Origin of the sequence: Microbacterium ginsengiterrae, assembly GCF_014205075.1 — a bacterium.
GTDB classification, from domain to species: domain Bacteria; phylum Actinomycetota; class Actinomycetes; order Actinomycetales; family Microbacteriaceae; genus Microbacterium; species Microbacterium ginsengiterrae.
Genome location: NZ_JACHMU010000001.1, coordinates 375,903 through 397,833, shown reverse-complemented (window position 1 = coordinate 397,833; position 21,931 = coordinate 375,903). Strand labels below are relative to the sequence as shown.

Annotated in this window: 24 protein-coding genes; 11 read left to right on the top strand and 13 right to left on the bottom strand. The window is 67.1% G+C overall.

Annotation, left to right across the window (positions count from 1 at the left end):
* The first annotated feature begins 26 nt into the window (after window positions 1-26).
* Window positions 27-1,532, top strand: a complete 1,506-nt coding sequence (locus HD600_RS15130) for an SNIPE associated domain-containing protein (RefSeq protein ID WP_206706036.1) — start codon at window positions 27-29, stop codon at window positions 1,530-1,532.
* A 103-nt stretch (window positions 1,533-1,635) separates the two neighbouring features.
* Here HD600_RS15130 and HD600_RS02000 read toward each other — a convergent pair whose 3' ends face one another.
* The 3 genes from HD600_RS02000 to HD600_RS01990 all read right to left on the bottom strand — a co-directional run bounded on the left by HD600_RS02000 (window position 1,636) and on the right by HD600_RS01990 (window position 3,259).
* Entirely contained in the window at window positions 1,636-2,013 is a 378-nt protein-coding gene (locus HD600_RS02000; protein WP_184281215.1) for a hypothetical protein, read from the bottom strand.
* 40 nt (window positions 2,014-2,053) lie between these two features.
* Window positions 2,054-2,698, bottom strand: a complete 645-nt coding sequence (locus tag HD600_RS01995; RefSeq protein WP_184281213.1) for a hypothetical protein — start codon at window positions 2,696-2,698, stop codon at window positions 2,054-2,056.
* Between the two features lie 213 nt (window positions 2,699-2,911).
* Entirely contained in the window at window positions 2,912-3,259 is a 348-nt protein-coding gene (locus tag HD600_RS01990; protein ID WP_184281211.1) for an ArsR/SmtB family transcription factor, read from the bottom strand.
* Window positions 3,260-3,346: 87 nt separating this feature from the next.
* Between HD600_RS01990 and HD600_RS01985 the strand changes: the two genes are divergently transcribed.
* Window positions 3,347-4,666 (top strand): NAD(P)-binding domain-containing protein, encoded by a 1,320-nt coding sequence (locus HD600_RS01985; RefSeq protein ID WP_184281210.1) that lies wholly within the window; start codon window positions 3,347-3,349, stop codon window positions 4,664-4,666.
* Between the two features lie 18 nt (window positions 4,667-4,684).
* Window positions 4,685-5,089: an arsenate reductase/protein-tyrosine-phosphatase family protein gene (locus HD600_RS01980; protein WP_184281208.1), complete on the top strand. Its 405-nt coding sequence runs from the start codon at window positions 4,685-4,687 to the stop codon at window positions 5,087-5,089.
* A 335-nt stretch (window positions 5,090-5,424) separates the two neighbouring features.
* Here the strand turns inward: HD600_RS01980 and HD600_RS01975 are convergent, their stop codons facing one another.
* Both HD600_RS01975 and HD600_RS01970 read right to left on the bottom strand, forming a co-directional pair.
* Window positions 5,425-5,625, bottom strand: coding sequence for a hypothetical protein (locus tag HD600_RS01975; RefSeq protein ID WP_184281206.1), 201 nt, complete (start codon window positions 5,623-5,625; stop codon window positions 5,425-5,427).
* Between the two features lie 41 nt (window positions 5,626-5,666).
* Entirely contained in the window at window positions 5,667-6,074 is a 408-nt protein-coding gene (locus HD600_RS01970) for a VOC family protein (protein WP_144797464.1), read from the bottom strand.
* Window positions 6,075-6,146: 72 nt separating this feature from the next.
* Between HD600_RS01970 and HD600_RS01965 the strand changes: the two genes are divergently transcribed.
* On the top strand, window positions 6,147-6,725 hold the full coding sequence (locus HD600_RS01965; RefSeq protein WP_184284617.1) for a TetR/AcrR family transcriptional regulator: 579 nt from the start codon (window positions 6,147-6,149) through the stop codon (window positions 6,723-6,725).
* Window positions 6,726-6,746: 21 nt separating this feature from the next.
* Here the strand turns inward: HD600_RS01965 and HD600_RS01960 are convergent, their stop codons facing one another.
* Both HD600_RS01960 and HD600_RS01955 read right to left on the bottom strand, forming a co-directional pair.
* Window positions 6,747-7,220: a hypothetical protein gene (locus HD600_RS01960; RefSeq protein ID WP_144797460.1), complete on the bottom strand. Its 474-nt coding sequence runs from the start codon at window positions 7,218-7,220 to the stop codon at window positions 6,747-6,749.
* An 87-nt stretch (window positions 7,221-7,307) separates the two neighbouring features.
* Window positions 7,308-8,255: a DUF1214 domain-containing protein gene (locus HD600_RS01955; protein WP_184281204.1), complete on the bottom strand. Its 948-nt coding sequence runs from the start codon at window positions 8,253-8,255 to the stop codon at window positions 7,308-7,310.
* Between the two features lie 124 nt (window positions 8,256-8,379).
* Here HD600_RS01955 and HD600_RS01950 point away from each other — a divergent pair, with 124 nt between their 5' ends.
* From HD600_RS01950 to HD600_RS01940, 3 genes are all read left to right on the top strand, one after another.
* Complete coding sequence (locus HD600_RS01950; RefSeq protein ID WP_184281202.1) at window positions 8,380-9,489, top strand: ATP-binding protein; 1,110 nt, start codon at window positions 8,380-8,382, stop codon at window positions 9,487-9,489.
* 63 nt (window positions 9,490-9,552) lie between these two features.
* Window positions 9,553-9,762 carry a hypothetical protein gene (locus HD600_RS01945; protein WP_144797456.1) on the top strand — a complete coding sequence of 70 codons (210 nt, stop codon included), beginning with the start codon at window positions 9,553-9,555 and terminating at the stop codon, window positions 9,760-9,762.
* Window positions 9,763-9,770: 8 nt separating this feature from the next.
* A complete protein-coding gene (locus HD600_RS01940; protein ID WP_184281200.1) occupies window positions 9,771-10,697 on the top strand; it encodes an aldo/keto reductase in 927 nt (308 codons plus the stop codon).
* Window positions 10,698-10,709: 12 nt separating this feature from the next.
* On the opposite strand, the gene HD600_RS01935 is transcribed toward HD600_RS01940, so the two are convergent.
* Window positions 10,710-11,321, bottom strand: coding sequence for a flavodoxin family protein (locus HD600_RS01935; RefSeq protein ID WP_144797455.1), 612 nt, complete (start codon window positions 11,319-11,321; stop codon window positions 10,710-10,712).
* Between the two features lie 69 nt (window positions 11,322-11,390).
* Window positions 11,391-11,993, bottom strand: coding sequence for a GNAT family N-acetyltransferase (locus tag HD600_RS01930; RefSeq protein ID WP_184281198.1), 603 nt, complete (start codon window positions 11,991-11,993; stop codon window positions 11,391-11,393).
* 36 nt (window positions 11,994-12,029) lie between these two features.
* Here HD600_RS01930 and HD600_RS01925 point away from each other — a divergent pair, with 36 nt between their 5' ends.
* Entirely contained in the window at window positions 12,030-12,392 is a 363-nt protein-coding gene (locus tag HD600_RS01925; protein ID WP_184284615.1) for a PLDc N-terminal domain-containing protein, read from the top strand.
* Window positions 12,392-13,393, top strand: coding sequence for an epimerase (locus tag HD600_RS01920; RefSeq protein ID WP_184281196.1), 1,002 nt, complete (start codon window positions 12,392-12,394; stop codon window positions 13,391-13,393). The genes HD600_RS01925 and HD600_RS01920 overlap by 1 nt, the downstream gene beginning before the upstream one ends.
* Here the strand turns inward: HD600_RS01920 and HD600_RS01915 are convergent.
* The 4 genes from HD600_RS01915 to hrpA are packed head-to-tail and all read right to left on the bottom strand — an operon-like array spanning window position 13,374 to window position 20,332.
* Window positions 13,374-14,315, bottom strand: a complete 942-nt coding sequence (locus HD600_RS01915) for an NYN domain-containing protein (RefSeq protein WP_184281194.1) — start codon at window positions 14,313-14,315, stop codon at window positions 13,374-13,376. The two genes, HD600_RS01920 and HD600_RS01915, sit on opposite strands and share 20 nt — an antisense overlap.
* On the bottom strand, window positions 14,308-15,303 hold the full coding sequence (locus HD600_RS01910) for a Gfo/Idh/MocA family protein (RefSeq protein WP_144797446.1): 996 nt from the start codon (window positions 15,301-15,303) through the stop codon (window positions 14,308-14,310). The genes HD600_RS01915 and HD600_RS01910 overlap by 8 nt, the downstream gene beginning before the upstream one ends.
* A 40-nt stretch (window positions 15,304-15,343) precedes the next feature.
* On the bottom strand, window positions 15,344-16,288 hold the full coding sequence (locus tag HD600_RS01905) for a quinone oxidoreductase family protein (RefSeq protein WP_184281192.1): 945 nt from the start codon (window positions 16,286-16,288) through the stop codon (window positions 15,344-15,346).
* Window positions 16,289-16,336: 48 nt separating this feature from the next.
* Entirely contained in the window at window positions 16,337-20,332 is a 3,996-nt protein-coding gene (gene hrpA, locus HD600_RS01900; protein WP_184281190.1) for an ATP-dependent RNA helicase HrpA, read from the bottom strand.
* Window positions 20,333-20,428: 96 nt separating this feature from the next.
* On the opposite strand from hrpA, the gene HD600_RS01895 reads away from it, so the two are divergent.
* Together HD600_RS01895 and msuE are read left to right on the top strand one after the other, a co-directional pair.
* Entirely contained in the window at window positions 20,429-21,265 is an 837-nt protein-coding gene (locus HD600_RS01895) for an aldo/keto reductase (RefSeq protein WP_184281188.1), read from the top strand.
* Between the two features lie 90 nt (window positions 21,266-21,355).
* Window positions 21,356-21,931 carry an FMN reductase gene (gene msuE, locus HD600_RS01890; protein WP_184281186.1) on the top strand — a complete coding sequence of 192 codons (576 nt, stop codon included), beginning with the start codon at window positions 21,356-21,358 and terminating at the stop codon, window positions 21,929-21,931.

Genomic DNA, 21,931 nt, shown 5'->3' with positions numbered 1-21,931 from the left:
AAACGATCATGCGCTAGCTTGGGCGGGTGACTCAACAGGCGGCCCCGGCGGGGTGGTACCCGGACCCTAGTGGAGTGTTCGAGCAGCGGTATTGGGACGGTAAAGCGTGGACGGATCATGTGTTCGCGAACGGTACGCAGTCAATGGCCTCGATGACTGGCGGTCAACCAGAAGTGCGCGACACCACGGTTCAGGTTGCAGCTGCTGATCCACGCGCGGATGGAGGATTGGAGCCCGCGTCGACGTCGGCCTCGGCCGGATCGGTAAACGCCCTTCTCGCCGAGAGCATTCCGCTCGTTGGTGCGCGGAAGCATGCCGAGAAGCTTCGCGGCGAGGTCGCGCGGCTGCAAGGGCTGATCGACCAGTATGGGCTGCAGGAGGTGGCCGTCCTCGATGATCTGAAGCGGCACCTCGGCCAAGAGGTTGACGAGGTGCGCGGCCGGGTGGCTGCCGCGGCTGCTGAGCTCACTTCTCGCCGGGCGGACATCGTCGCTGCGGAGGCATCTCTGTTGGATCTGCGTGGTGCTGTCGAGGTGCAGGAGTTCGGGCTCTACGACTATGAACACCCTGCGGAAGACTCGGTCGCCCTTGGCGCTCAGCTCGAAGCCCTGCGTGCCGATATCAAGACGGCCATCCGTACCGGCCGGGCAACACGGGCAACCAACAACTTCACGTTCAATAACAGTTCCGCGAAGGGCGCGAAGTTCGTGCGGGACATGTCCAAGCTCATGTTGCGCTCGTACAACGCCGAGGCCGAGAACTGTGTGAAGGCTGTCCGTGCGGGTAACCTCCCCACCGCGCAGAAGCGCCTGACGACTGCGGTCGAGCAGATCGCTCGATTGGGCACGATGATCGATCTGAGCATCACCCCGTATTTTCACCAGCTCCGGCTGCGTGAACTTGAACTCGCCAATCGGCACCTGCGCGCAGTGCAAGCTGAGAAGGAAGCGGAACGCGCGCATCGAGAAGAGCTTCGAGAGCAACGTAAGTCGGAGAAAGAGCTCGCTGCAGAGAAGGCGCGACTGGAGAAAGAACGTGGGCATTACGCCAACACCATCGCTGCCCTCGAAGCCAACGGTGATCGTGAAGGGGCCGAACGCATGCGGGCTCGCCTCGCGGATGTCGAGCATGCCATCGAGAACGTCGACTACAGGGCAGCGAACATCCGGGCAGGTTACGTCTACGTCATCAGTAACATCGGGTCGTTCGGGCCCGACGTCGTAAAGATCGGCCTCACCCGCCGTCTGGAACCGATGGATCGAGTCAACGAACTGGGGGACGCCTCGGTGCCGTTCCGCTTCGACGTGCACGCACTGTTCTTCGCGGACGACGCCGTGAGTATCGAAGCGATGCTGCACAAGCACTTCGCGGACCGCCGCATCAACCAGGTCAACCTGCGCCGCGAATACTTCAGAGCCACGCCGACCGAGGTTCGCGATGTACTCAAGGCTCACGCCGTCGAACTGCTCGATTTCAAGCTCGATCCAGTCGCAGAAGAGTACAAAGCCACTCAGGCCCTGCAAAGCCAGTAAGAGTGGTCGCGATTCACGTCAATTCGGCCGAGCGAGTGCGGATTGCGCATTGTCTACCGCGATGCGAGCGGATCTACGGGAGAGAGCAACGCTGCGTAGGTCGCTAGTAATCCATGTTGGCGATCTGATCGTCGCGATACTCGGTGTAGGCGAGGAACTTCCTGAACCGCTCCTCGTCTCGTCGCCCGAGCCTTATCTCATCGACGAACGCGGCATCGAACCGAACTTCTAGACCCGACTCGATCCACGTGAATCCCTGGGGCCACGACCGTGCCAACCACTCGTCAATCTCGTCGAAGAGCGCGAACACGTCGGAAATGGAGATCGAGCGGGTGATGCCAAGCGATAGCGACGGACGGGCTCGAGACGCGCTCAGGCCGATCTGCAACGCGCCAGCTCCCGGAACATGGACGTAAACAGTAGACCCGTGACCCTTCTCAAATCCGCCATGTGCGTACGGGTTTCGCCAGGCTTCGACCACCTGAATAAGGCGTTCGAGCAGTACTGCTGCACGTTCATCCTCAGAAAAGATCCCGCGCGAGCCACTCGGCAATGTCCTCGTCGCTCAGGTCGGAGGGGAGGTCGTCGCGGATCGAATCGACGACATTCCGCAGCGGAACATCGGCCGAGAGCCGCTCCCAGAAGTCGAACGGCAGGCTCCGGCCATGCTGGTCATGGAAATCGTCGAGGGTTCGTTGAAGGTCTTCGAACAGCGCGTCCGCAACCTGATACCCGGCTTTCGTCAAGGCGACACGGTTCCAGAAGAAGAGGTCGACTGCGTTGAAGCGGGGGTGCCCACGGTGCTCGGCGGTACCGAATGAAATGGCAAGCTTCGTGTGCCCCCAGATGAAACACTCGACCGCGGCGTCCCAGTCGTTCGCCAGGAGGTAGAGGCCCCCTAAGCAATCCCTGGCAGGGGAGAAGCCGGTCGCTGACAGTCGCGCCATCTGTTCGATCGCCGCGGGAAGATCCGCCCGGCTCTGGGTGAGGATCTCATGGAGCAGCACCCACCGGTAGCCGTCCTCCTTGCCGACGTCGATGGGATCGCCGGCGTCGAAACGGGGCAGGAAGTGCTTGGTGTAGAACGACTGCTGCCGCGGCGTCATCTTCGGCGCGGTCGCGGGGTCCTCTACACGGAACCGGTAGATACGCGGCGCAGAGGTCATGAATTGATGATGCCACCCGACATAGATAAGGCAGTACCACTGATCCCACGGTCGTCATATACGACACCGTGACTCGCGTCGTCCGGTTTCCAAGTGAGAACTTGAGGAACCGGGCGGCGCGATTCGTCGTTTCGGCGGACACAATCTCGGCGGGTCAGCTCGCCGTTTCCCCGAACCGATGACGGCGGGCTGGGGCCCCGGAGCGCAACGCCTTCACAAAGGAAGGTCAGCGATTGCGCGCTGGAGGGCTCCGTCGACTAGTCGGAAGTAGGCCCAGCGGCCGCGCTGCTCGCGCTCGACGAGGCCCGCGTCGACGAGTTGCTTCATGTGGTGGGAGACCGTGGGCTGCGATAGTCCCACAGGCGCGGTGAGGTCACAGATACATGCCTCTCCCGAGGGAGTGGCGCCGATCATCGACAGCAGACGAACGCGGGTCGGGTCGCTCAGTGCTTTAAACGTGCGAGCGATGTACTCCGCGTCGTCAGAGGCAATCGCCGCACCGGTGGCGGGAGCGCAGCACGTCGAATCTTCCTGATTCAGCAGTGGGAGCTCGATCGTCATAATGCGATTGTCTCACGTCGTATTGACATCTGTCGATGTGTCGAACAGCATTGTCACATTGATAGTTGTCGATCTATGGAGGACGCCATGCCCGCCGAACTTCCTGTCGTTGTGATCGGTGCGGGTCCGCAGGGGCTCGCTGCCGCGGCGCATCTCGTGGAGCGGGGGCAGTCGGTGGTCGTCCTCGAAGCTGGCGCGACTGCAGCGTCGGCCGTGTCGGAGTGGGGTCACGTGCGCCTGTTCTCCGAGTGGGGAGAGCTCGTCGACCAGGCGGCTGCGCGTCTTCTCGAACCCTCGGGATGGACCGCTCCGACCGCCGGATACCCGACCGGTGCGCAATGGATCAGCGCCTACCTTGCACCGCTCTCAGCCGTGCTTGGTGATCGCATTCGGTACGGCTCGCGCGTGGTTGGCGTCTCCCGGAGGGGGCGAGACCGGCTCGTGGATGCCGGTCGGGACGAACAGCCGTTCACTGTGCACGTCGACGCGGGCGGTGATGAGTATCGGCTCGATGCGCGTGCGGTGATCGATGCGTCGGGCACGTGGTCGACGCCCAATCCCGCCGGAGCGGACGGGTTGCCTGCCATGGGGGAGAAGTCCGCGGTCGATGTTCTTGACTACCGGATTCCCGACTATCGCGAAAGCAAGAAGTACGCGGGTATGCACAGTGTGGTCGTCGGTTCCGGGCATTCGGCGGTGACGGCGGTGATTGCGCTCGCGCGTATTGCGCGCCGAGAGCCGGACACGAAGATCACTTGGGTGCTGCGGCGCGGCTCCGTGGGCAACACATTCGGGGGAGGCGATGCAGACGAGCTTCCCGCCCGCGGTCGACTCGGCTCGACCGCAAAGGAGTTCGTCGAGGCCGGCCTGATTGATCTCGTCACCGGGTTCCGGATCGAACGCGTATCCCAGGACGGCGATCGTGTCGTCCTTACCAGCGAGGATGGGCGTTCTCTTCCTGCTGCCGATCACGTCGCCATCCTTACCGGGTTCCGTCCCGACCTGTCCTTCTTGTCCGAGCTGCGTTTGGGCCTGGATCCCACGCTTGAAGCCCCCACGCGGATCGCAGCCGAGGTGGACCCGAACATTCACTCGTGTGGGTCGGTCGCCGCCACTGGCGCACGAGATCTCGCCCACCCGGAGAAGAACTTCTACCTCGTCGGCGCGAAGTCGTACGGGCGAGCCCCAACGTTCCTCGCGATGACAGGCTATGAGCAGGTACGTTCCGTCATCGCTGAGCTCTCCGGAGACTACGAAGCCGCCGCACGCGTCGAGCTTGTCCTCCCCGACACCGGGGTGTGCGGGGGTGCCGGCTTGTTCGACTCCACCGGAGCGAGCCTCGGGGGAGCATGCTGTGCACCGCCGAAACAACTGATCCAGCTCGGCCGTACCGCGACCACCGTCTGATCCCGATCGCGAAGAACCGTGACTGACACCGCCAAACCCGCTGTTCTGTTCGTTTGTGTCCACAATGCCGGACGATCCCAGATCGCCGCCGGCTACTTGCGGGCCCTGGCGGGCGACCGCATCGATGTCTTCTCGGCAGGCAGCGCGCCTGGGGAGTCCGTGAACCCCACGGCGGTCGAGGTCATGGCCGAAGAAGGCATCGACATCGCTGCCGCAGTTCCGCAGATCCTCACCACCGACGCCGTACGTGTCGCGGACGTCGTGATCACGATGGGTTGTGGCGACGCTTGCCCGATCTTTCCCGGCAAGCGGTACGAGGACTGGGAACTCACCGACCCCGCCGGGCAACCCATCGACGTTGTTCGCGGCGTCCGAGACGACATCAGGGCACGCGTGGAAGAGCTCATGGTGACGCTCGTCTGATCCTCGACGCATCCGCACCGCGCCAACTACTGCGACGAATCGACGATGGAGCGGCGTTCATTGACCCCAGCAGGGTCTTGAGCCAACTGCAACCGATGTGCGTCACTTATCAAAAGGGCGCACATCGCTGCTGATCCCACGGTCGTCATGCGACTGATCGAACTGGCCCCACCGACGTTCTCGGTGGGGCCAGTTCTTTTCGCCTGGGGCGGTAACTGCCGCCGCGAACCGCTGATCCAAGTGACCCCGTCTCCTGCTCGGCGCTGATCGTCCCAGGCGAGACCGCGGCCCGTCGTCGACTACTGGACGCCGCGATCAGTGCGTCGGCAGGTCGCTCACTCCGCCGGCGTCAGTTCCGGGCGTACCTTCCAGGCGACGAACGCACTGGCGGCGAACACTGCACCGAGCGCTGACATCGCCCACACCGGCGAAGAGGCCGCGGAGTCGACGGCGCCGGGCGTCAACAGGATCAGAGCGGCGCCTGATGCCACGGTGATGACGAAGAAGGGAAGAAACCACCCGAGTGAACGCTTCATGATCGACCTCCGTCGCACCACCCTACGCCGCGGGTCGGTTCTCATGCCTCGGCGTACGCTGCCGCGTACGCCTCTGACGGCGGGATCGGTTGGATGACATCGAGCAGGACGCCGTCCGGAGCGGCCACGATGAAGTGGCGCTGGCCGAACGCCTCGTCGCGGATGCTGAGGAGTGGGTCCAGTCCGATCTCCTGGGTGAGGTGATGGTGCACGACATCCACATCGTCGACCTCGAGGTTGACGATGACGCCTCGCGGAGTGGTCCGATAGCCCTCGGGGACGGTCATGTGGCGGTGGTCGAGGATCGCCAACTCGAACGCGCCGAGGCGCAGGCTCACGTACCAATCGGACTCGAACACGACGGCGAATCCGAGTGCTTCGCGGTAGAACGAGGATGCGGCAGCAACGTCGTCGGACATGAGAACGGGGTAGAAGCCGGTGGCGGTCATTTCTCTCTCCTTATACGTACAATGTGTATGTAAAGCTCAGAATACATACACTGTGTACGTAAAGGAAGCATGATGCCTCGCGCCTCGGCCGCCGCCGCCGCCATCACCGCCCAGCAGCTTCTCTCGACGGCGACCGGCCTGTTCGCCTCTCGCGGCTTCGGCGCCGTGTCGGTGGATGATGTGGCGCGGGCGACCGGCGTCACACGCGGAGCCGTCTACCATCACTACGACAACAAGGCGGGTCTGTTCCTGGCTGTTGCCACGAAGCTCCAGCTCGACGTCGCTGAGGCTGTCACGCGCGCTGCTGAGGCCGCCGGTGAGGATGCCCTGGAACGACTGCAGGCGGGGTCACGCGCGTTCCTCGATGCGATCACGACCGGCCCGGCGGTGCAGATCCTGCTCACCGATGCGCCATCAGTCATCGGGTGGGAGGAATGGCGGCGTCTGGATGCGGAGAACTCGGCCGCACATCTGCGCGACGCGCTGCGCAGTATCGGCATCGCCAGCGATCGGCTCGAGGCGACAGCGGTGCTGCTCTCCGGTGCGATGAACGAAGCAGCCCTCTGGATCGCTCAGCACTCCGACCCTGCCGCGGCGAGGCGCCAGGCACACGCCGCGCTGGAGCGTCTGCTCGTCAGCATCCGTCCGTGACGTCCGTCTGAGAACGTGCCGTCAGTGCGTGACGATGGCCTTCGCGATGATGATGACGATACCGAACGAGGCGGTCGACACCGCGCCGATCAGACGCACCCACATCGGAGCGCCTTTGCGGCGGTATGCGACGTATCCCAGCACCGCGAGAACGGACACGCACACCCACATCGCCGTCCACGTCGCAGCGACATCGCCGATGAGCCCGACGGCGCCGAACATCAGCGCCGCCGCAGGCGCGAGCGTCGCGGCGAGCAGGCCGCGGGACTTCCGCACAGCAGAGCGCGTGGCCTCGCGTATCGACACCGGCGTTCCTGCGGCGGACGGCGAACCGTGCATCGCGACAGCCCCCGCGTACACGTGCGCGATCCAGAACACGAGGACCGTCACCGCCGTGAAGACGAGCGTCTTCCATGCCGGCGCCCCCGCGCTTCCGGACGCCGCGATGAGGCCGGAGACGAGGATCAGACCGTAGACGCCTTCCTCCGTCGTCATGGCGCGAGTCAGAGAGAAACGAGAGGGCATGTCCACAGATTAGACCGACAGGAGCCTGCACGACCGCCCGTCGGCGACGGCGAGACCTCATCGACCCGAGATCGTGGGGAATGACCACGTTCCGTCGAGAACCTCCGGGCGTGGGCGGTACAGGCGCACGAGGTAGTTCCACCCCTCCGTCAGTGGCAGGTGGTTGGGCGCCGCAGGGTCGCCGCCGAAGCGGATGCTGATCGAGCCGTCCTCATCGGGGATGCCGGTGACGCTGTTGACGCTGTACGCGCCGAGATCGTTGGGCTCGAAGTATCCTTCCGCGTTGTACAGCGACACGGACCAGAAACCGTCCACGGGGACCTCGCCCACGGAGAGCGTGTACTCCCCGACAGGGAGCCCGGGCTCGACGTTGATGTAGGAGGCCTCCGACTCGGGCAGTCCGCCCCACGCGGAGGCGGAACCCAGCAGATGACGGATGGGATCGACGTCCTCGCGACGGCCGAAGCACCGCGCCAGTCCGCTCAGACCCTTGGCGAGCACCAACAGCGCCGCGCGCGTCTGGGTGAACGAATCGGGATCGTATGGCGCGGGAGCGAACTGCTGTCCGCGGACCGAGGTGAGCGCGAGCAGGTCCTGCAGACGATTCACCTCTGCGACGTCCGCCGGATCCTCCGGGTCGACGAGGATGCGCGCGGCCGCGCACACGAAATCGCTCCCGAGGTCTGCGGCCGTGAGCTCATAGGTCCCGGCGTCGTGCAGCACGCGGTTGATGAAGTGATCCTGGTTGACCAGCATGATCGAGATGTATCGACCCGCTGCCTCAGGCAGCGTGATGGTCGCGCCCTCGGAGACGTCGATGATCGCTGCGCTGTACAGAGTGTCGCGGTTCATGCGGATCACCGTCTGCGCATCGACGGGGGTCGGGACGCGGAAGTGGTTCCACACGTTGGACGAACCTGCCGCGGCGGCGATGCCGGCGAACATGCGTTCGCTCTCGATGCGGGCGAAGTTCTCGAATGACACCGTGGCGGGGAAGATCGTCATGCCATCATCATGACGGGTGTCGCGGTCCGTCGCTTTGCCCTGTGTCGCATCTCTTCGTGTCGCGCCGCGCGACTTTGCCCGAGCGCAGGAACAGGGCAATGTGGAACCACAGCGAAAGGACACCATGACAGCTCTGACCGTCGGCGAGGTACTCGAAGCACCGGGAACGCCCGCGCGACTCGACGCGCGAAAGTTCAATCGGCATACGTTCTGGTGCGGTCAGAGCGGGAGCGGCAAGACCTACGCCCTCGGCGTCGTGCTGGAGCAGTTGCTGCTCGAGACGGAACTGCCGATACTCATCCTCGACCCCAACGCGGACTTCGTGCGATTGCGGGAGCCGCGGGCGACGGCGGCGCCGGAGGATGCTGCGCGCTGGAGCGAACTCGACATGCGCGTCTTCCGTTCGGGCGACTCTGAGGGGGAGGGCCTGCACACCCGCTACGTCGATCTCTCTCCCGCCGCCAAGGCCGCCGTGCTGCAGATCGACCCGATCGCGGACGCCGAGGAATACAACGCCCTCCTGCACCTGGAGGAGGAGGCGTTCGGTCACGGCGCGGCCACTGCTGCGCAGTTCGACGCGGCCTCGATGGTCAGGGCGCTGCGCGCGAGCGGCGACCCCGTCCGCACGCGGCTGGCCAACCGCATGGAGAACCTGCAGGTGCTGGAGTGGGACCTGTGGTCGCGCGGGTCCTCCTCCGTGGTGGATGTCATCGCCGAGCGTCCTCGCGCGACGGTGCTCGATCTCGGCGGATTCGACCACCCCGCCGAACCGCGCGTGGCCGCCCTGGCCGTCCTCGAACAGCTCTGGGCCAGGCGCGAGGAGCGCCGCCCGATCCTGATCGTGATCGACGAGGCGCACAACCTCTGCTCCCCGGAGCCGGCGACGGCCGTCGAGCGCGCGCTCACAGCGCAACTCATCCAGATCGCCGCGGAGGGGCGCAAGTTCGGGCTCTGGCTGTTCCTCTCCACGCAACGGCCGACGAAGATCCATCCCAACGTGCTGTCGCAGTGCGACAACCTCGGCCTGATGAGGGTCAACGCGCCGCGGGACCTCGCAGAGCTCGCGGCCGTGTTCGGATTCGCTCCGGAGGAATCCATCCGCCGGGCGAAGGACTTCACGCAGGGCCAGGCGCTGTTCGCCGGAGGGTTCGTCGGCGACCCGACCGTCGTACAGATGGGGGAGCGCCTGTCGGAGGAAGCGGGCGGCGACGTGCGGGTTCCGCTGCGGAGCTGAAGCGGCACGGACAGTCGGGGCGTCCGACTATCCTGGACAGAGCATTCACAACAGGAGGCAGCCGTGATTCTCAGCTTCATCATCTTCTTGGTCTTGTTCATCGGCGGAATGTGGGTGATGGGCATCTCGCACGACATCGTCGGTTTCGAAGCGCTGCTCTTCTGCGCGGGCCTCGCCCTCTTCTGCCTCTCGATGGCCTGGATCATGCGCGCCGACCGCGGGGGTGCCACCCGTCGCTCGAACAACTGGGATGGCGGCCCCGCGACCAACTGAGACCGATCATGCGCTCCGTACCGTTCGGCTCGGCCGAGGCCCCTGCTGTCATCGCCGGAATGATGCGCATCATCGACAAGGATGATGCGCAGATCCGCGACCTGTATCAGACCGCTCGCGACGCGGGCATCGACTTCTTCGATCACGCGGACATCTACGGCGGGCGCATGCACGCCTGCGAGGAGCGCTTCGGCCAGGCACTGAACCTCAGCGGTGCTGAGCGATCCGAGATCACTCTGCAGACGAAGTGCGGGATCGTTCCCGGGAAGATGTTCGACTTCTCGTACGAGCACATCATCACCCAGGTCGAGGGTTCGCTGCGCGCGCTGCGCACGGACTACATCGACGTGCTCCTCCTGCATCGGCCGGACGCCCTGGTCGAACCCGACGAGGTCGCCAGAGCGTTCGACGAACTCGCCGCAGCCGGGAAGGTGCGGGCCTTCGGCGTCTCCAACCACACCCCGCGCCAGATCGATCTCCTCCGCACCGCGGTGACGCAGCCGCTGGTCGCCAACCAGCTCCAGCTGTCGATCACGCACGCCCCGATGATCGCGCAGCCGATCACCATGAACATGGCCGGCGAGCAGCAGAGCATCGAGCGCGACGGCGGCGGGATCGTCGACTACTGCCGGATCAACGGCATCACCGTCCAGGCATGGTCGCCGTTCCAGGCAGGGTTCTTCAACGGAGTCTTCCTCGGCAATCCCGACTACCCCGAGCTCAACGCGGTGATCGACCGCCTGGCGGAGAAGTACGACGTCCCCCCGATCGCCATCGCGACGGCGTGGATCACGCGGCATCCGGCGAAGATGCAGGTGGTCCTCGGAACGACGACTCCCGAGCGCGTGCGCGACGCCGCGGCCGGCGCCGACGTCGAGCTCACGCGCCCGGAGTGGTACGAGCTCTTCCTCGCCGCCGGGCACCGGCTTCCCTGACCTGCCTCCCGGTCAGGAAGACGGGTACCGCCGTTCGTGGAGCAGCTCCGCGAGGTGAACAGCGTTCGCCGCTGCGGTGCTCGTGGTCTGCGCGACCGTATCGGGAGTGCGTGGCAGGTCCTTGTAATCGGTGCCCTGCATCGCTTCGCCGTTCCAGTACACGCAGCCCTGCGCAGGAATCGTGAAGCCGACGTCGCTCAGTGACTGGTAGAGGATGCCGGTGATGTGGTGCGCGCCATCCTCATTGCCGACCACTCCGGCGATGGCGACCTTGTCGAACAGGATCGGGCGGCCCTCGTCGTCGGTCTCGCTGAGCTCGGCATCCAGTCGCTCCAGGACGCGCTGGGCGACACTGGAGTGCTGTCCGAGCCATGTCGGGGTCATGAAGACGATGATGTCAGCGTCCAGCACGCGTTCGCGAAGCGCCGGCCACTCGTCGCCGTCACCCATGTCGGTCTCCACGCCAGGGCGGATGTCATGGTCGACGGCGCGGATGCTGTCCACGCCGACGCCGTGACCGGCCAATGCCGAGAGGATCTGACGACCCAGCACATCCGAACTGGATTCTGCCGGAGACGGCTTGAGGGTGCAGTTGATCATGAGTGCGGTCAGTTGCGTGTCCATCCCGGAACGATAACCGCGGCGCCGCGGCATCCGGAGGGGCTTTCGGGATCGCGCGGGAAACGCTACACGTCAGGAGTGCCGCGCGAGGCGCGCCTGCAGGGTGGCCTTCACGGCGGGCCACTCCGGCTCGATCACGGAGTACTCGACGGAGTCGCGCAGCGCGCCGTTGCGATAGCGCGACATGGCGCGCATCACGCCGTCCTGCTTCGCGCCAAGCCGCTCGATCGCGGCGCGTGACTGCAGGTTCACCCACTGGGTCGTCAGACCGACACGGAAGACTCCGAGGGTCTCGAACGCGTGCGTCATCAGCAGCAGCTTGGATTCGGCGTTGGTGCCGGTCCCGTGGGCGGACGGTCGGTTCCATGTGTAGCCGATGTGCAGCCGGGGCACCGTGTCGTCGAGATCGTAGAAGGACGTCATGCCGAGAATGCGGCCCGCGTGATCGACGGCCGTGAACGGCACCATCTCGCCCTTTTCCTGCAGGGCGAGGCGACGCTCGATCTCGTCCGCGACGCCGTCCGGTGCGGGGACCGACGTGTACCAGGCGGTCTGCCAGAGGTCGCCTTCGCTCACGGCCTCGACGAGCCCGTCGAGGTGTGCGCGGTCCAGGGGGCGCAGCTCGACCAGCCGGCCGGTCAAGAGTATAGGGGCTGGAGGATGAAGAAACGACACCTGCTCATCAAACCATCCCTCGTCTACGCTGAGGGCATGCCGTTCCTCTCGCTCATCGTCCTCGCTCTGATGATCGGAGCCCTCGTGGACATCATCCGGCGCGATGACTCGCAGGTGAAGCACCTCCCGAAGCTGGTCTGGGTGATCCTCGTCGTCCTGCTCCCGCTCATCGGCGGCATCCTGTGGTTCGCTCTCGGTCGCGAGTACGCCGGCGGTGTGACGATGCCGAGGATGGCACGCGGATCCGGCCGTCCCTCGAGGGCGACACCGACCGCTCCGCAGCGCGCAGCACCGACGGACACGCGGACGACCGAGCAGCAGATCGCGGACCTCGACCGTGAGATCGAGGAATGGCGGCTGCGCGAGGAGATCGCCAAGCGCAAGAGGGAGGAAGGCTGATGTCCGCCCCCAGCAGGCTCGCGGTCATCGGGGGCGGTACCGGGTTCCTCGGCACCTCCCTGAAGAAGGCGCTGGAGGCCGAGGGATACGACGTCCGTGTGATCGGACGCACGGGACCCGACGCGCGGTGGGATGATCCCGCCTCGGTGCTCCGCGTCGTGGACGGCGCGGACCTCGTCGTCGGCCTCGCCGGCAAGAGCGTCGACTGCCGGTACACCACGGCCAACCGCGACGAGATCCTCCGATCGCGCGTCGATACGACGAGGGCTCTCAGCGACGCCATCGCGCAGTCCGCCCGACCGCCGGCCGTGTGGATGAACGCGAGCAGTGCGACCGTCTACCGGTACGCGCTCGATCGCCCCCAGACGGAGGCCGACGAGGCAGTGGACACCGGTTTCTCTCCCGACGTCGCACGGACGTGGGAGGCGGAGCTGTTCCGTGCGGACCTTCCTGCCACTCGCCGCGTCGCCCTGCGCACCACCATCGTGCTCGGTGACGGACCGGCCACGCGCGTGTTCTTCCGTCTCGCCCGCTTCGGGCTCGGCGGCCCGCAGTTCGACGGATGGTGGTTCCCGCACCGTCGCTACCGCGGCATCGGCCCTCATCCCACCGAACCGCACCAGCCGATGTGGGTGCGATCCAAGGGGCGGCAGAAGTTCAGCTGGATCCACGTCGACGACTTCGTCGGTGCGATTCGGTTCATCAGGGACACACCGTCCATCCACGGGGCCGTCAACATGTCGGCACCGACGCAGACGGACAACCGCACGCTGATGGCCACACTTCGTCGCGTCGTGGGGATGCCGATCGGGATGCCGGCATGGCGATTCATGCTGGAACCGGCGATGTGGGTGCTGCGGGTGGAACCCGAGCTGCTCCTCAAGAGCCGTTGGGTCGCCCCGCAGGTGCTCCTCGACGCCGGCTACCGATTCGCGCACCCGGAGCTGGAGCCGGCGCTGCGTGCCGTCCGTGGTGAGAAGGTCAGCTCTCGCGCAACCTGACGAGACGCTCGTGGCCGGTCTCCTCGAGCTCGGCGATCTGCTCGCGCGACTTCAGGAAATCCGAGAACGAGCGGTAGCCGAGGGCCTTCTCGCTGAAGGACGGGTCCATGCGCCGCATGTGCGTCTTCACCGCCGAGCTGTGCAGCCACTCGTCGGCGTCCGCCTTGTCATGACCGAGGCGCAGCGCGCGCTGCAGCAGTGCGGTGGCCTCGTCCTGCTCGGTGGGCTGTGCGGTGTCGACGTCCGCCGACTTGGGGGCCTTCTTCGCGCGACTGCGACTTGCCGCCCTCGTCTTGACCGGCGCGTCCTCCTCGGGCTCCGCCGACGGTGCCGGCGCGACCTTCTTGGAGACGGGTCGTGCGACACCGGGCAGTGAGTCGTAGGACTCGAACTCGTCGCAGGCGGCGGCGAGGGACTTCGCCGTCGACCCGGCGACCCCGACGCCGATGACGTAGCGACCGAGCCGCTTGCACCGCTGCGCCAGCGGGACGTAGTCGCTGTCGCCGGCGACGAGCACCACGTGCGTGAGGTCGGAGAGGCGGAACATGTCCTCCACGGCATCCACTGCGAGCCGGATGTCGGCACCGTTCTTCGCATATGCCGCTGCGGGGAACAACTGCACGAGGTCGACGGCGCGCGCGACGAGCTGCGAACGGTACTCGGCGTTGACCGGGGACGACCAGTCGGCGTACGCCCTCGTCAGCACGAGCGTTCCGAAGGACGCCGCGTAGTCGATGATGGCTCCGACCTCGATCATCGCGTCCTTGAGACGCGCGGAGACCTCGGGGTCGTGGGGGTCGTCCGCGATCCGCTGGCGGTCCTTGCTATAGGCGTTGCGGCCGTGGACGCGGTCGTACCAGGAGATGACGATGTTGTCGAAGTCGAGATAGACCGCGACGCGTGGGTCCTGGGGGTCAGGCATCGAGGCCCTCCTCGCTCGGGTAGCGGACGCCGATCTGCGCCCGGATCTCATCGAGGGTGCCCATGATCGCGACGCTCTCGGCGATGGGGAGGATGTCGCCCTCCAGGATGCCGTCGCGCACGAGCCGCTCGGCCGCGAGCGCCTGGTACTGCATGCCGCGTCCGTCGATGTCGGACTCGTAGCTCTCGAGCACGTCGCCGTTCGGTGCGACGACACGGAAGGATGTGGGCGCGTACCAGACCCGGTCGATCTCGATCCGCGCGTCCGTGCCGATGACGGCGGCGGCGTTGGGACCGGCGGCCCGCGACGAGGACACGCTCGTCGAGACGGCGCCACCGGCGTGGGTCATGATCGTGGCGACCTCGGCGTCGGCGCCCGTGTCGGCCAGGCGGGCGGACGCGGTGACGGTCTCGGGGGCTCCGAGCACGTCCCAGATGAACGAGATCGGGTAGATGCCGAGGTCCAGCAGCGCGCCGCCGCCGAGCTCGAGGGCATTGAGCCGGTGCGCGGGGTCGTCGCTGATCTTCTGGGTGTGGTCGGCGGTGACCACGCGGATCTCGCCCAGCGTGCCCTCCGCGATGATCTCGCGGATGCGCACCATATGCGGGAGGTACCGGGTCCACATCGCCTCCATGACGAGAAGGCCGCGGTCGGCGGCCAGCTGTCGGAGTTCCTCGGCCTCTGCGCGGTTGACGGTGAACGCCTTCTCGACGAGGACGTGCTTGCCGTTCTCAAGGGCGAGCTTGGCCCCTGCGTGGTGCATGGGGTGCGGAGTCGAGACGTAGATGATGTCGACGTCGGGGTCGGCGGCGAGCGCTTCGTAGGATGCGTGTGCGCGCGGGATCTCGAACTCCGCAGCGAACGCGTCGGCGGACTCCTGGGAGCGCGAGCCGACGGCGACCAGGTCGAGGCCGGCAGTGCGCAGATCGGACGCGAAGGCGTGAGCGATGCCGCCCGTAGCGAGAATTCCCCAGCGAAGTTCAGTCATGCCCTCCAGCGTAGAGCAGACGCGCAGGCTTCCCCGTCTCTCAGGGGATGAGCGTGATCTTGCCTCGTGCCTGATGCGACTCGACGAGGCGGTGGGCCTCGGCGGCTTCGCTGAGCGGCAACTCGGGCCCCAGCTCCACCTGGAAGTCGCCGGCGGCGATGAGGTCGATCGCGACGCGCAGGCCCTCCACCCGCCAGGCGAGTTCCTGCTCGGTCAGCGGTTCGGGCGCGCCGCCGCTGAATGCGCGGATTCCGAAATCCGCCGCGTCGGGGCCTCGCACGATCGTCGCGATGCGATCGCGGTCGGCGACGAGGTCGAGTGAGGTCCGGATGGCCTCGTCCGTCCCTGCGCAGTCCAGCGCGACGGTGATGTCACCGTCGACGGCAGCGCGCACGCGGTCGATGAGTCCGTCACCGTACGCGACGGGGATGGCTCCGAGGTCGCGCAGCTGCTCGTGTCGTGACTCGCTGCCGGTGGCGACCACGGTCGCACCCCAGGCGACGGCGAACTGGATCGCGGCCTGACCGACCGCGCCCGACCCCGCGTGGATGAGCAGGGTGTCGCCCTGACCGACCCCGAGCGACCTAAGGCACTGGTACGCCGTACCGACCGGGATCGGCAGCGCGGCGGCTTCCGCGGCCGTCACGGCATCCGGAAGGTGGGCAAGGTGAGCGGCGCTGACGACGAGGTGGCTGGCGTACGTGCCCATCGTGTCGCGGATGACGACCCGGTCGCCGACGGTGAAGTCGCTCACCCCCTCGCCGACGGAGTCGACGACTCCTGCGCCGTCGAAGCCCACGTGACGCGGCTCGGTGATCGGAGGCGACGGGCGCTTGCCGCTGCGCCGCTTCGCGTCGAGCGGATTGACGCCTGCCGCCTCGATGCGGACGACGACCTCACCGGAGCCGGCGACGGGATCGGGGACCTCGACGAGCTGGAGGACGTCGGGGGAGCCGAGTTCGGTGTAGACGATCGCGCGAGCCATGCCGCCAGGCTACCCGGGCCCCCGCGAGCGGATGCAACCCGCACGCGGTCAGAGGGCGGAAAGCGCCTTCATGATGCGCTGCGGCGAGACGGGCTTGGCCGTCCCCAGACGCTGAGCGAACACGCTCACGCGGTACTCCTCGAGCAGCCAGCGCACCTCCACGAGCGCCGGCGGGGCATCGGCGGGCAGGGGGATCACGCCGCCAGCATCCGCGAAGGCCTGCGAGACCCGCTCGTACTCCGTCATCCGCGCGCGGTCACGGCCCGGCTCGTTCGCCAGCGTCTGCAGGCGCTCGACCATGCCCTGCAGATAGCGCGGGAAGTGCGTCAGCCGGTCGGTGCCGGCCGCGGAGATGAAACCAGGATGCAGGAGCCCGCTCAGTTGCGACCGGATGTCCCCGAGCGGCCCGAGCAGCGCGAGCGAGTTCTGCGCCTTCATCCCGCGTTCGACATCGCGAGAGGCGGTGAGGATGCGGGCGACCAGCGACACGGTCTGGAAGAGGTCGTCAACGAGGGTCGCGTTCACGGTATCCCTCGCCTTCCCGAATTCCGCCTCGGTGCGGATGACGCCGGGGTTCGTCCGCTCGAGCGCCGCGCGCGCCACGGCGGATCTCGCATCCTCGATGAGCGCGGCGACGGAGGGGTACGGGGAAGCGGCGAGGGCCAGCTTCTCCTTCGACGTGAGGTGCTCCTGAACGTAGGAGGCGGGGGAGGGGACGTTCAGCAGCACGAGCCGGAGGACGCCGTCGCGGGTGGCGCTCTCTGCCGCCTCCGCAGTGGCCTCGACGCGCACTGAGACGGTCTTGCCCTGATCGACGATCGCCGGATACCCGCGCACCACGCCCCCGGCCACCCTCGTGTCGAGGACCTCCGGAAGGTCCCCGAACGTCCAGCTCGTGAGGCCGTCGCGCTCGATCGGCGCTGACGCACCGCCCGGACGGGCGTCCGACGACGGGCCGGGGCCCGGCTGCGGGGCGCGGCCCGCCGGCCGCGAGACGGAGCGGGCAACGCTCGCCCTCGCGCGGTCGGAGAGCGTGTTCTGGAGCTCGGCCAGATCGCGTGCCGAACCGACGACGCGGCCGCGCTCGTCCACGGCGCGGAAGTTCATCCGCAGGTGACCGGGGACACGATCGTCCTCGAAGTCCGACGCGGCGACCGGCTGATTGGCGAGCGGCTGGATGAGCCGGGCAAGTGCCTCCTTCAGCGAGCGCTCCGGGAGGCCCTCGTGTCGCTCCGGGCCCTGTTCGGCCAGCGCTTCACCGAACCGGTCAGCCCAGTCGGCCGCGGGCACCACGTGCCGACGGATGGCCTTCGGCAGCGCGCGCAGCAGTGCGGTCACCAGCTCCGCCCGCAGCCCCGGCACCTGCCAGTCGAACCCGCGGTCGGCGAGTTGCGCGAGCAGAGGGAGGGGGACGACGACGCTCACGCCGTCATCCGCGGCCCCCGGTTCGAAGCGATACGCGAGCGAGAGCACCTGATCGCCCTGTGTCCAGCGGGAGGGGAACTCGTCCTTGTCGGCCCGATCGCCGTCATCGATGAGGTCGCTCTCGCGCATGACGAGCAGCTTCGGTGTCTTCTGCAGCGTCTCGCGCCACCAGTTCTCGAACGACCGCACGTCGAACACGTCGGACGGGATCCGCTCGTCGTAGAACCGGAACACCGCCTCGTCGCCGGCGAGGATGTCGCGACGCCGCTCGCGCTCCTCGAGCTTCTCGAGGCGCCGGCGCAGCTCAAGGTTGCTGCGCCAGAACGCACTGACGCGCTTGTCGATGCGCCCGGGGTCCCACTCGCCCTCGACGAGTGCGTGGCGCACGAACAGCTCTCTGGAGGCCGGGCGATCGATCCGTGCGAACTGGATCCGCCGGCGCGGGATGATCTCCACCCCGAACAGCGTGACCTTCTCCGTGGCGACGGCGGCGCCGGCATCCTTCGACCAGCGCGGCTCGGAGATCTGGCGCTTGGCGAGATCGCCCGCCAGCGACTCGGCCCACGCGGGGTCGATCGCCGCAACGGTCCGCGCGTAGGTGCGCGACGTCTCGACGATCTCGGCGGCCATGACGGCCTGCGGGCTCTGCTTGCGCAGGCCGGAGCCGGGGAAGACCGAGAACCGGATGCCCCGCGCCCCGCGGTACTCGGCGACCTTGCGCTTCGTCTTCGGCGCCCCCGGCTTGGACATCGCCGCGGACGTGGTGCTGCGCTCGTCCAGGATGCCGATCTGGGAGAGAAGGCCGGACAGGAGCGCGCGGTGGATGGCATCAGGGTCGGCTGCCCCCTCGGTCTTCTGCCGGCCCTTCTGCTGCCCGCCCTTGACCAGTGACCGCAGCTGGCGGTGCACGTCGAACCACTCGCGTACACGGACGTAGTTCAGATGCTCGGAACGGCACAGGCGCCGGAACGCACTGGAGCCGAGTGCGCTCTGCTGCTCGCGCAGATGGTTCCAGAGGTTCAGGAGGGCGAGGAAGTCGCTGGTCGGGTCCGTGAAGCGCGCATGCATCCGGTCAGCGGTGTCACGGACGGCCTGCGGCGCGTCCTGGGAAGGGCGCTCGCGTACGTCCTGGATCGTGAGACCGGCGACGATCGCCAGCACGTCGTGCTCGACACCGTTCTTCTGCGACTCGAGCAGCATGCGGGCGAAACGGGGGTCGATCGGCATCCGCGAGATGTCGCGCCCGATCTTCGTCAGCCGGGGGGTGTCGCCGCGCAGGTCGACGGCTCCGAGCTCGGTGAGCAGGTCGAACGCCGCCTTGATGCCTCGGGAGTCCGGGGGAGTGAGGAAGGGGAAGGCGGTGATGTCGCCGAAGCCCAGCGTGAGCATCTGGAGCACGACCGACGCCAACGACGTGCGCAGGATCTCTGGCTCGGTGTACTCCGCCCTTCGGGCGAAGTCCTCTTCGTCGTACAGGCGGATGGCGATGCCGTCGCTGGTGCGGCCCGCGCGCCCGGAGCGCTGGTTCGCCGACGCCTGCGAGATGGGTTCGATCGGCAGGCGCTGCACCTTGGACCGGTTGCTGTACCGGGAGATGCGGGCGGTCCCGGTGTCGATGACGTACTTGATGCCGGGCACCGTGAGGCTCGTCTCCGCGATGTTGGTGGCCAGGACGACACGGCGGCGGACACCGGCGACGCGGCTCCGCTCGAACACGCGGTGCTGCTCCGCGGCCGACAGCCGGCCGTACAGCGGCAGCACCTCGACCGGGGCGCTCGTCGAGGTGTACGCCGCGCGGACGGCGTCCGCGGCATCCCGGATCTCCGCCTCCCCGGGGAGGAAGACGAGCACGTCGCCCGGCGCCTCGCGGTCGAGTTCGCGCAGCGCTGCGACGATCGCGGAGACCTCGTCCTCCGGCTCGCCCGTCGCATTACTCCGGAGTTTTTTCGTCGATCGCTGTGTCGGCAGCTCCTCCGAGCCTCCGCCGGCCGATTTCTCCGGAGTTGTGCCCGCGTCGGCGACCGGACGGTAGCGGATATCGACGGGGTAGGTGCGCCCGGAGACCTCGATGATCGGCGCCGGGGTGCCGTCGGCCGCGGCGAAGTGCGCCGCGAAGCTCTGCGGGTCGATCGTCGCCGAGGTGATGATGACCTTCAGATCCGGGCGCTCCGGCAGGATCCGGGTGAGATATCCGAGCAGGAAGTCGACGTTGAGGGACCGCTCGTGCGCCTCGTCGATGATGATCGTGTCGTAACGGCGCAGCAGACGGTCGCGGTGGATCTCGTTGAGCAGGATGCCGTCGGTCATCAGCGCGATCTGCGTCGCATCAGAGACCTGATCCGTGAAGCGCACCTTGTAGCCGACCAGGCCGCCCAGCTCGACCTGCAGTTCCTCCGCCACACGTTCGGCGATGGTGCGGGCGGCGAGACGCCGCGGCTGCGTGTGGGCGATGGCCGTGCGGCCGAGTTCGAGGCAGATCTTCGGCAGCTGTGTCGTCTTTCCCGACCCTGTGGCGCCGGCGACGACGACCACCTGGTGGTCGCGGATGGCATCGGCGATCTCCTCCCTCGCCGCGCTGACGGGCAGCTCGGGGGGATACGAGATGGCAGGGGAAGACATAGCCCTCCATCGTATGACGGCGAAGCAGCTTTGCGCTTCCGCGTGCCGGAGTCAAGGGGAGCCTTCGCCTGTCATCACAGGTCGTATGCTGGCCGCATGACGATTCCCCTCATCACTCTCAGCGACGGACACACCATCCCTCAGCTCGGCTACGGCGTCTTCCTCGTCCCCCAGGAGGAGACCGAGAAGGCCGTGAGCGAAGCGCTCGAGGTCGGCTACCGCCACATCGACACTGCGGCGATCTACGGCAACGAGGCCGGCGTGGGCGCGGCGATCGCGAAGAGCGGCATCCCTCGCGACGAGCTGTTCATCACCACGAAGCTCTGGAACGACCGCCACGACGGCGACGAGCCGAACGCGGCGATCGCGGAGAGCCTCGAGAAGCTCGGCATCGACCAGGTCGACCTGTACCTCGTGCACTGGCCGACGCCGGCGAAGGACAACTACGTCCACGCGTTCGCCAAGCTCATCGAGCTCCGCGAGCAGGGCCTGACCCGCAGCATCGGCGTGTCCAACTTCCTCGTCGAGCACCTCGAGCGCGTCGTCAAGGAGACCGGCGTCACCCCCGCCGTCGACCAGATCGAACTGCACCCCGCGTACCAGCAGCGCGAGGTCACCTCCTGGGCCGCCGACCACGGCATGCGCATCGAGGCATGGGGCCCGCTGGGCCAGGGCAAGTACGACCTGTTCGGCGCGCCCGCCGTCGCCGAGGCTGCCTCCGCCCACGGGAAGACCCCGGCTCAGGTCGTCCTGGGCTGGCACCTGCAGAAGGGCAACATCGTGTTCCCGAAGTCGGTGCGCATCGAGCGTCTCCGCGAGAACCTCGACGTGTTCGACTTCACCCTCACCGACGCGGAGATCTCGGCGATCGACGCTCTCGACCCGCAGGACGGATCCGGCCGCGTGGGCACCCACCCGAACGAGTTCAACTGAGCACTCACTTCTGAGACGCTGCATTGCGTTCGATGACGCCCTGTGTCGCCCCGCGTGCCACAGGGCGTCATCGTCGCTAGCGTCGTCGTCATGACAGCTCCCTACCGCGTCGTCGCCGTCTCCGGTTCCCTTCACGAGCCCAGCAAGACGACCGCGCTGCTGCGCGCGATCGCGGATGCGGTCGCCGAACGCGCCGATGCGGAGGTGCAGCTCATCGAGCTCACCGCGATCGGCCCGTCACTGGCCGGAGCACTGCGCCGCGAAGACCTTCCCGCCCACGTCGAGGAACAGCTCGTCGCGATCGAGCAGGCCGACCTCCTCATCGTCGGCAGCCCGGTGTACCGCGCGTCCTTCACCGGTCTGTTCAAGCATCTGTTCGACTTCATCGGCCAGTACGACCTCGTCGGAAAGCCCGTCCTCCTCGCCGCGACCGGCGGAGGGGAACGGCACGCGCTGATGATCGAACACCAACTGCGCCCGCTGTTCGCGTTCTTCCAGGCGCTCACGCTCCCGATCGGCGTCTACGCCAGCAACACAGACTTCGACGGATACCGGGTCGCGTCCGAGGTGCTCGAGGCGCGCATCGCGCTCGCCGCGGAGCGGGCGCTGCCCCTGGTCGGATACGCGCATTCGCGCGCGGCCGAGTTGCGCCCCGCTCTGGTGTGA

What these genes read in the sequence shown, in the direction of transcription:
- HD600_RS01995 (WP_184281213.1), bottom strand. Translation starts at nt 2,698, where the DNA reads ATGACCTCTGCGCCGCGTATCTACCGGTTCCGTGTAGAGGACCCCGCG.
- HD600_RS01990 (WP_184281211.1), bottom strand. Translation starts at nt 3,259, where the DNA reads ATGACGATCGAGCTCCCACTGCTGAATCAGGAAGATTCGACGTGCTGC.
- HD600_RS01985 (WP_184281210.1), top strand. Translation starts at nt 3,347, where the DNA reads ATGCCCGCCGAACTTCCTGTCGTTGTGATCGGTGCGGGTCCGCAGGGG.
- HD600_RS01975 (WP_184281206.1), bottom strand. Translation starts at nt 5,625, where the DNA reads ATGAAGCGTTCACTCGGGTGGTTTCTTCCCTTCTTCGTCATCACCGTG.
- HD600_RS01970 (WP_144797464.1), bottom strand. Translation starts at nt 6,074, where the DNA reads ATGACCGCCACCGGCTTCTACCCCGTTCTCATGTCCGACGACGTTGCT.
- HD600_RS01965 (WP_184284617.1), top strand. Translation starts at nt 6,147, where the DNA reads ATGCCTCGCGCCTCGGCCGCCGCCGCCGCCATCACCGCCCAGCAGCTT.
- HD600_RS01960 (WP_144797460.1), bottom strand. Translation starts at nt 7,220, where the DNA reads ATGACGACGGAGGAAGGCGTCTACGGTCTGATCCTCGTCTCCGGCCTC.
- HD600_RS01955 (WP_184281204.1), bottom strand. Translation starts at nt 8,255, where the DNA reads ATGACGATCTTCCCCGCCACGGTGTCATTCGAGAACTTCGCCCGCATC.
- HD600_RS01950 (WP_184281202.1), top strand. Translation starts at nt 8,380, where the DNA reads ATGACAGCTCTGACCGTCGGCGAGGTACTCGAAGCACCGGGAACGCCC.
- HD600_RS01940 (WP_184281200.1), top strand. Translation starts at nt 9,771, where the DNA reads ATGCGCTCCGTACCGTTCGGCTCGGCCGAGGCCCCTGCTGTCATCGCC.
- HD600_RS01935 (WP_144797455.1), bottom strand. Translation starts at nt 11,321, where the DNA reads ATGGACACGCAACTGACCGCACTCATGATCAACTGCACCCTCAAGCCG.
- HD600_RS01925 (WP_184284615.1), top strand. Translation starts at nt 12,030, where the DNA reads ATGCCGTTCCTCTCGCTCATCGTCCTCGCTCTGATGATCGGAGCCCTC.
- HD600_RS01920 (WP_184281196.1), top strand. Translation starts at nt 12,392, where the DNA reads ATGTCCGCCCCCAGCAGGCTCGCGGTCATCGGGGGCGGTACCGGGTTC.
- HD600_RS01915 (WP_184281194.1), bottom strand. Translation starts at nt 14,315, where the DNA reads ATGCCTGACCCCCAGGACCCACGCGTCGCGGTCTATCTCGACTTCGAC.
- HD600_RS01910 (WP_144797446.1), bottom strand. Translation starts at nt 15,303, where the DNA reads ATGACTGAACTTCGCTGGGGAATTCTCGCTACGGGCGGCATCGCTCAC.
- HD600_RS01905 (WP_184281192.1), bottom strand. Translation starts at nt 16,288, where the DNA reads ATGGCTCGCGCGATCGTCTACACCGAACTCGGCTCCCCCGACGTCCTC.
- hrpA (WP_184281190.1), bottom strand. Translation starts at nt 20,332, where the DNA reads ATGTCTTCCCCTGCCATCTCGTATCCCCCCGAGCTGCCCGTCAGCGCG.
- HD600_RS01895 (WP_184281188.1), top strand. Translation starts at nt 20,429, where the DNA reads ATGACGATTCCCCTCATCACTCTCAGCGACGGACACACCATCCCTCAG.
- msuE (WP_184281186.1), top strand. Translation starts at nt 21,356, where the DNA reads ATGACAGCTCCCTACCGCGTCGTCGCCGTCTCCGGTTCCCTTCACGAG.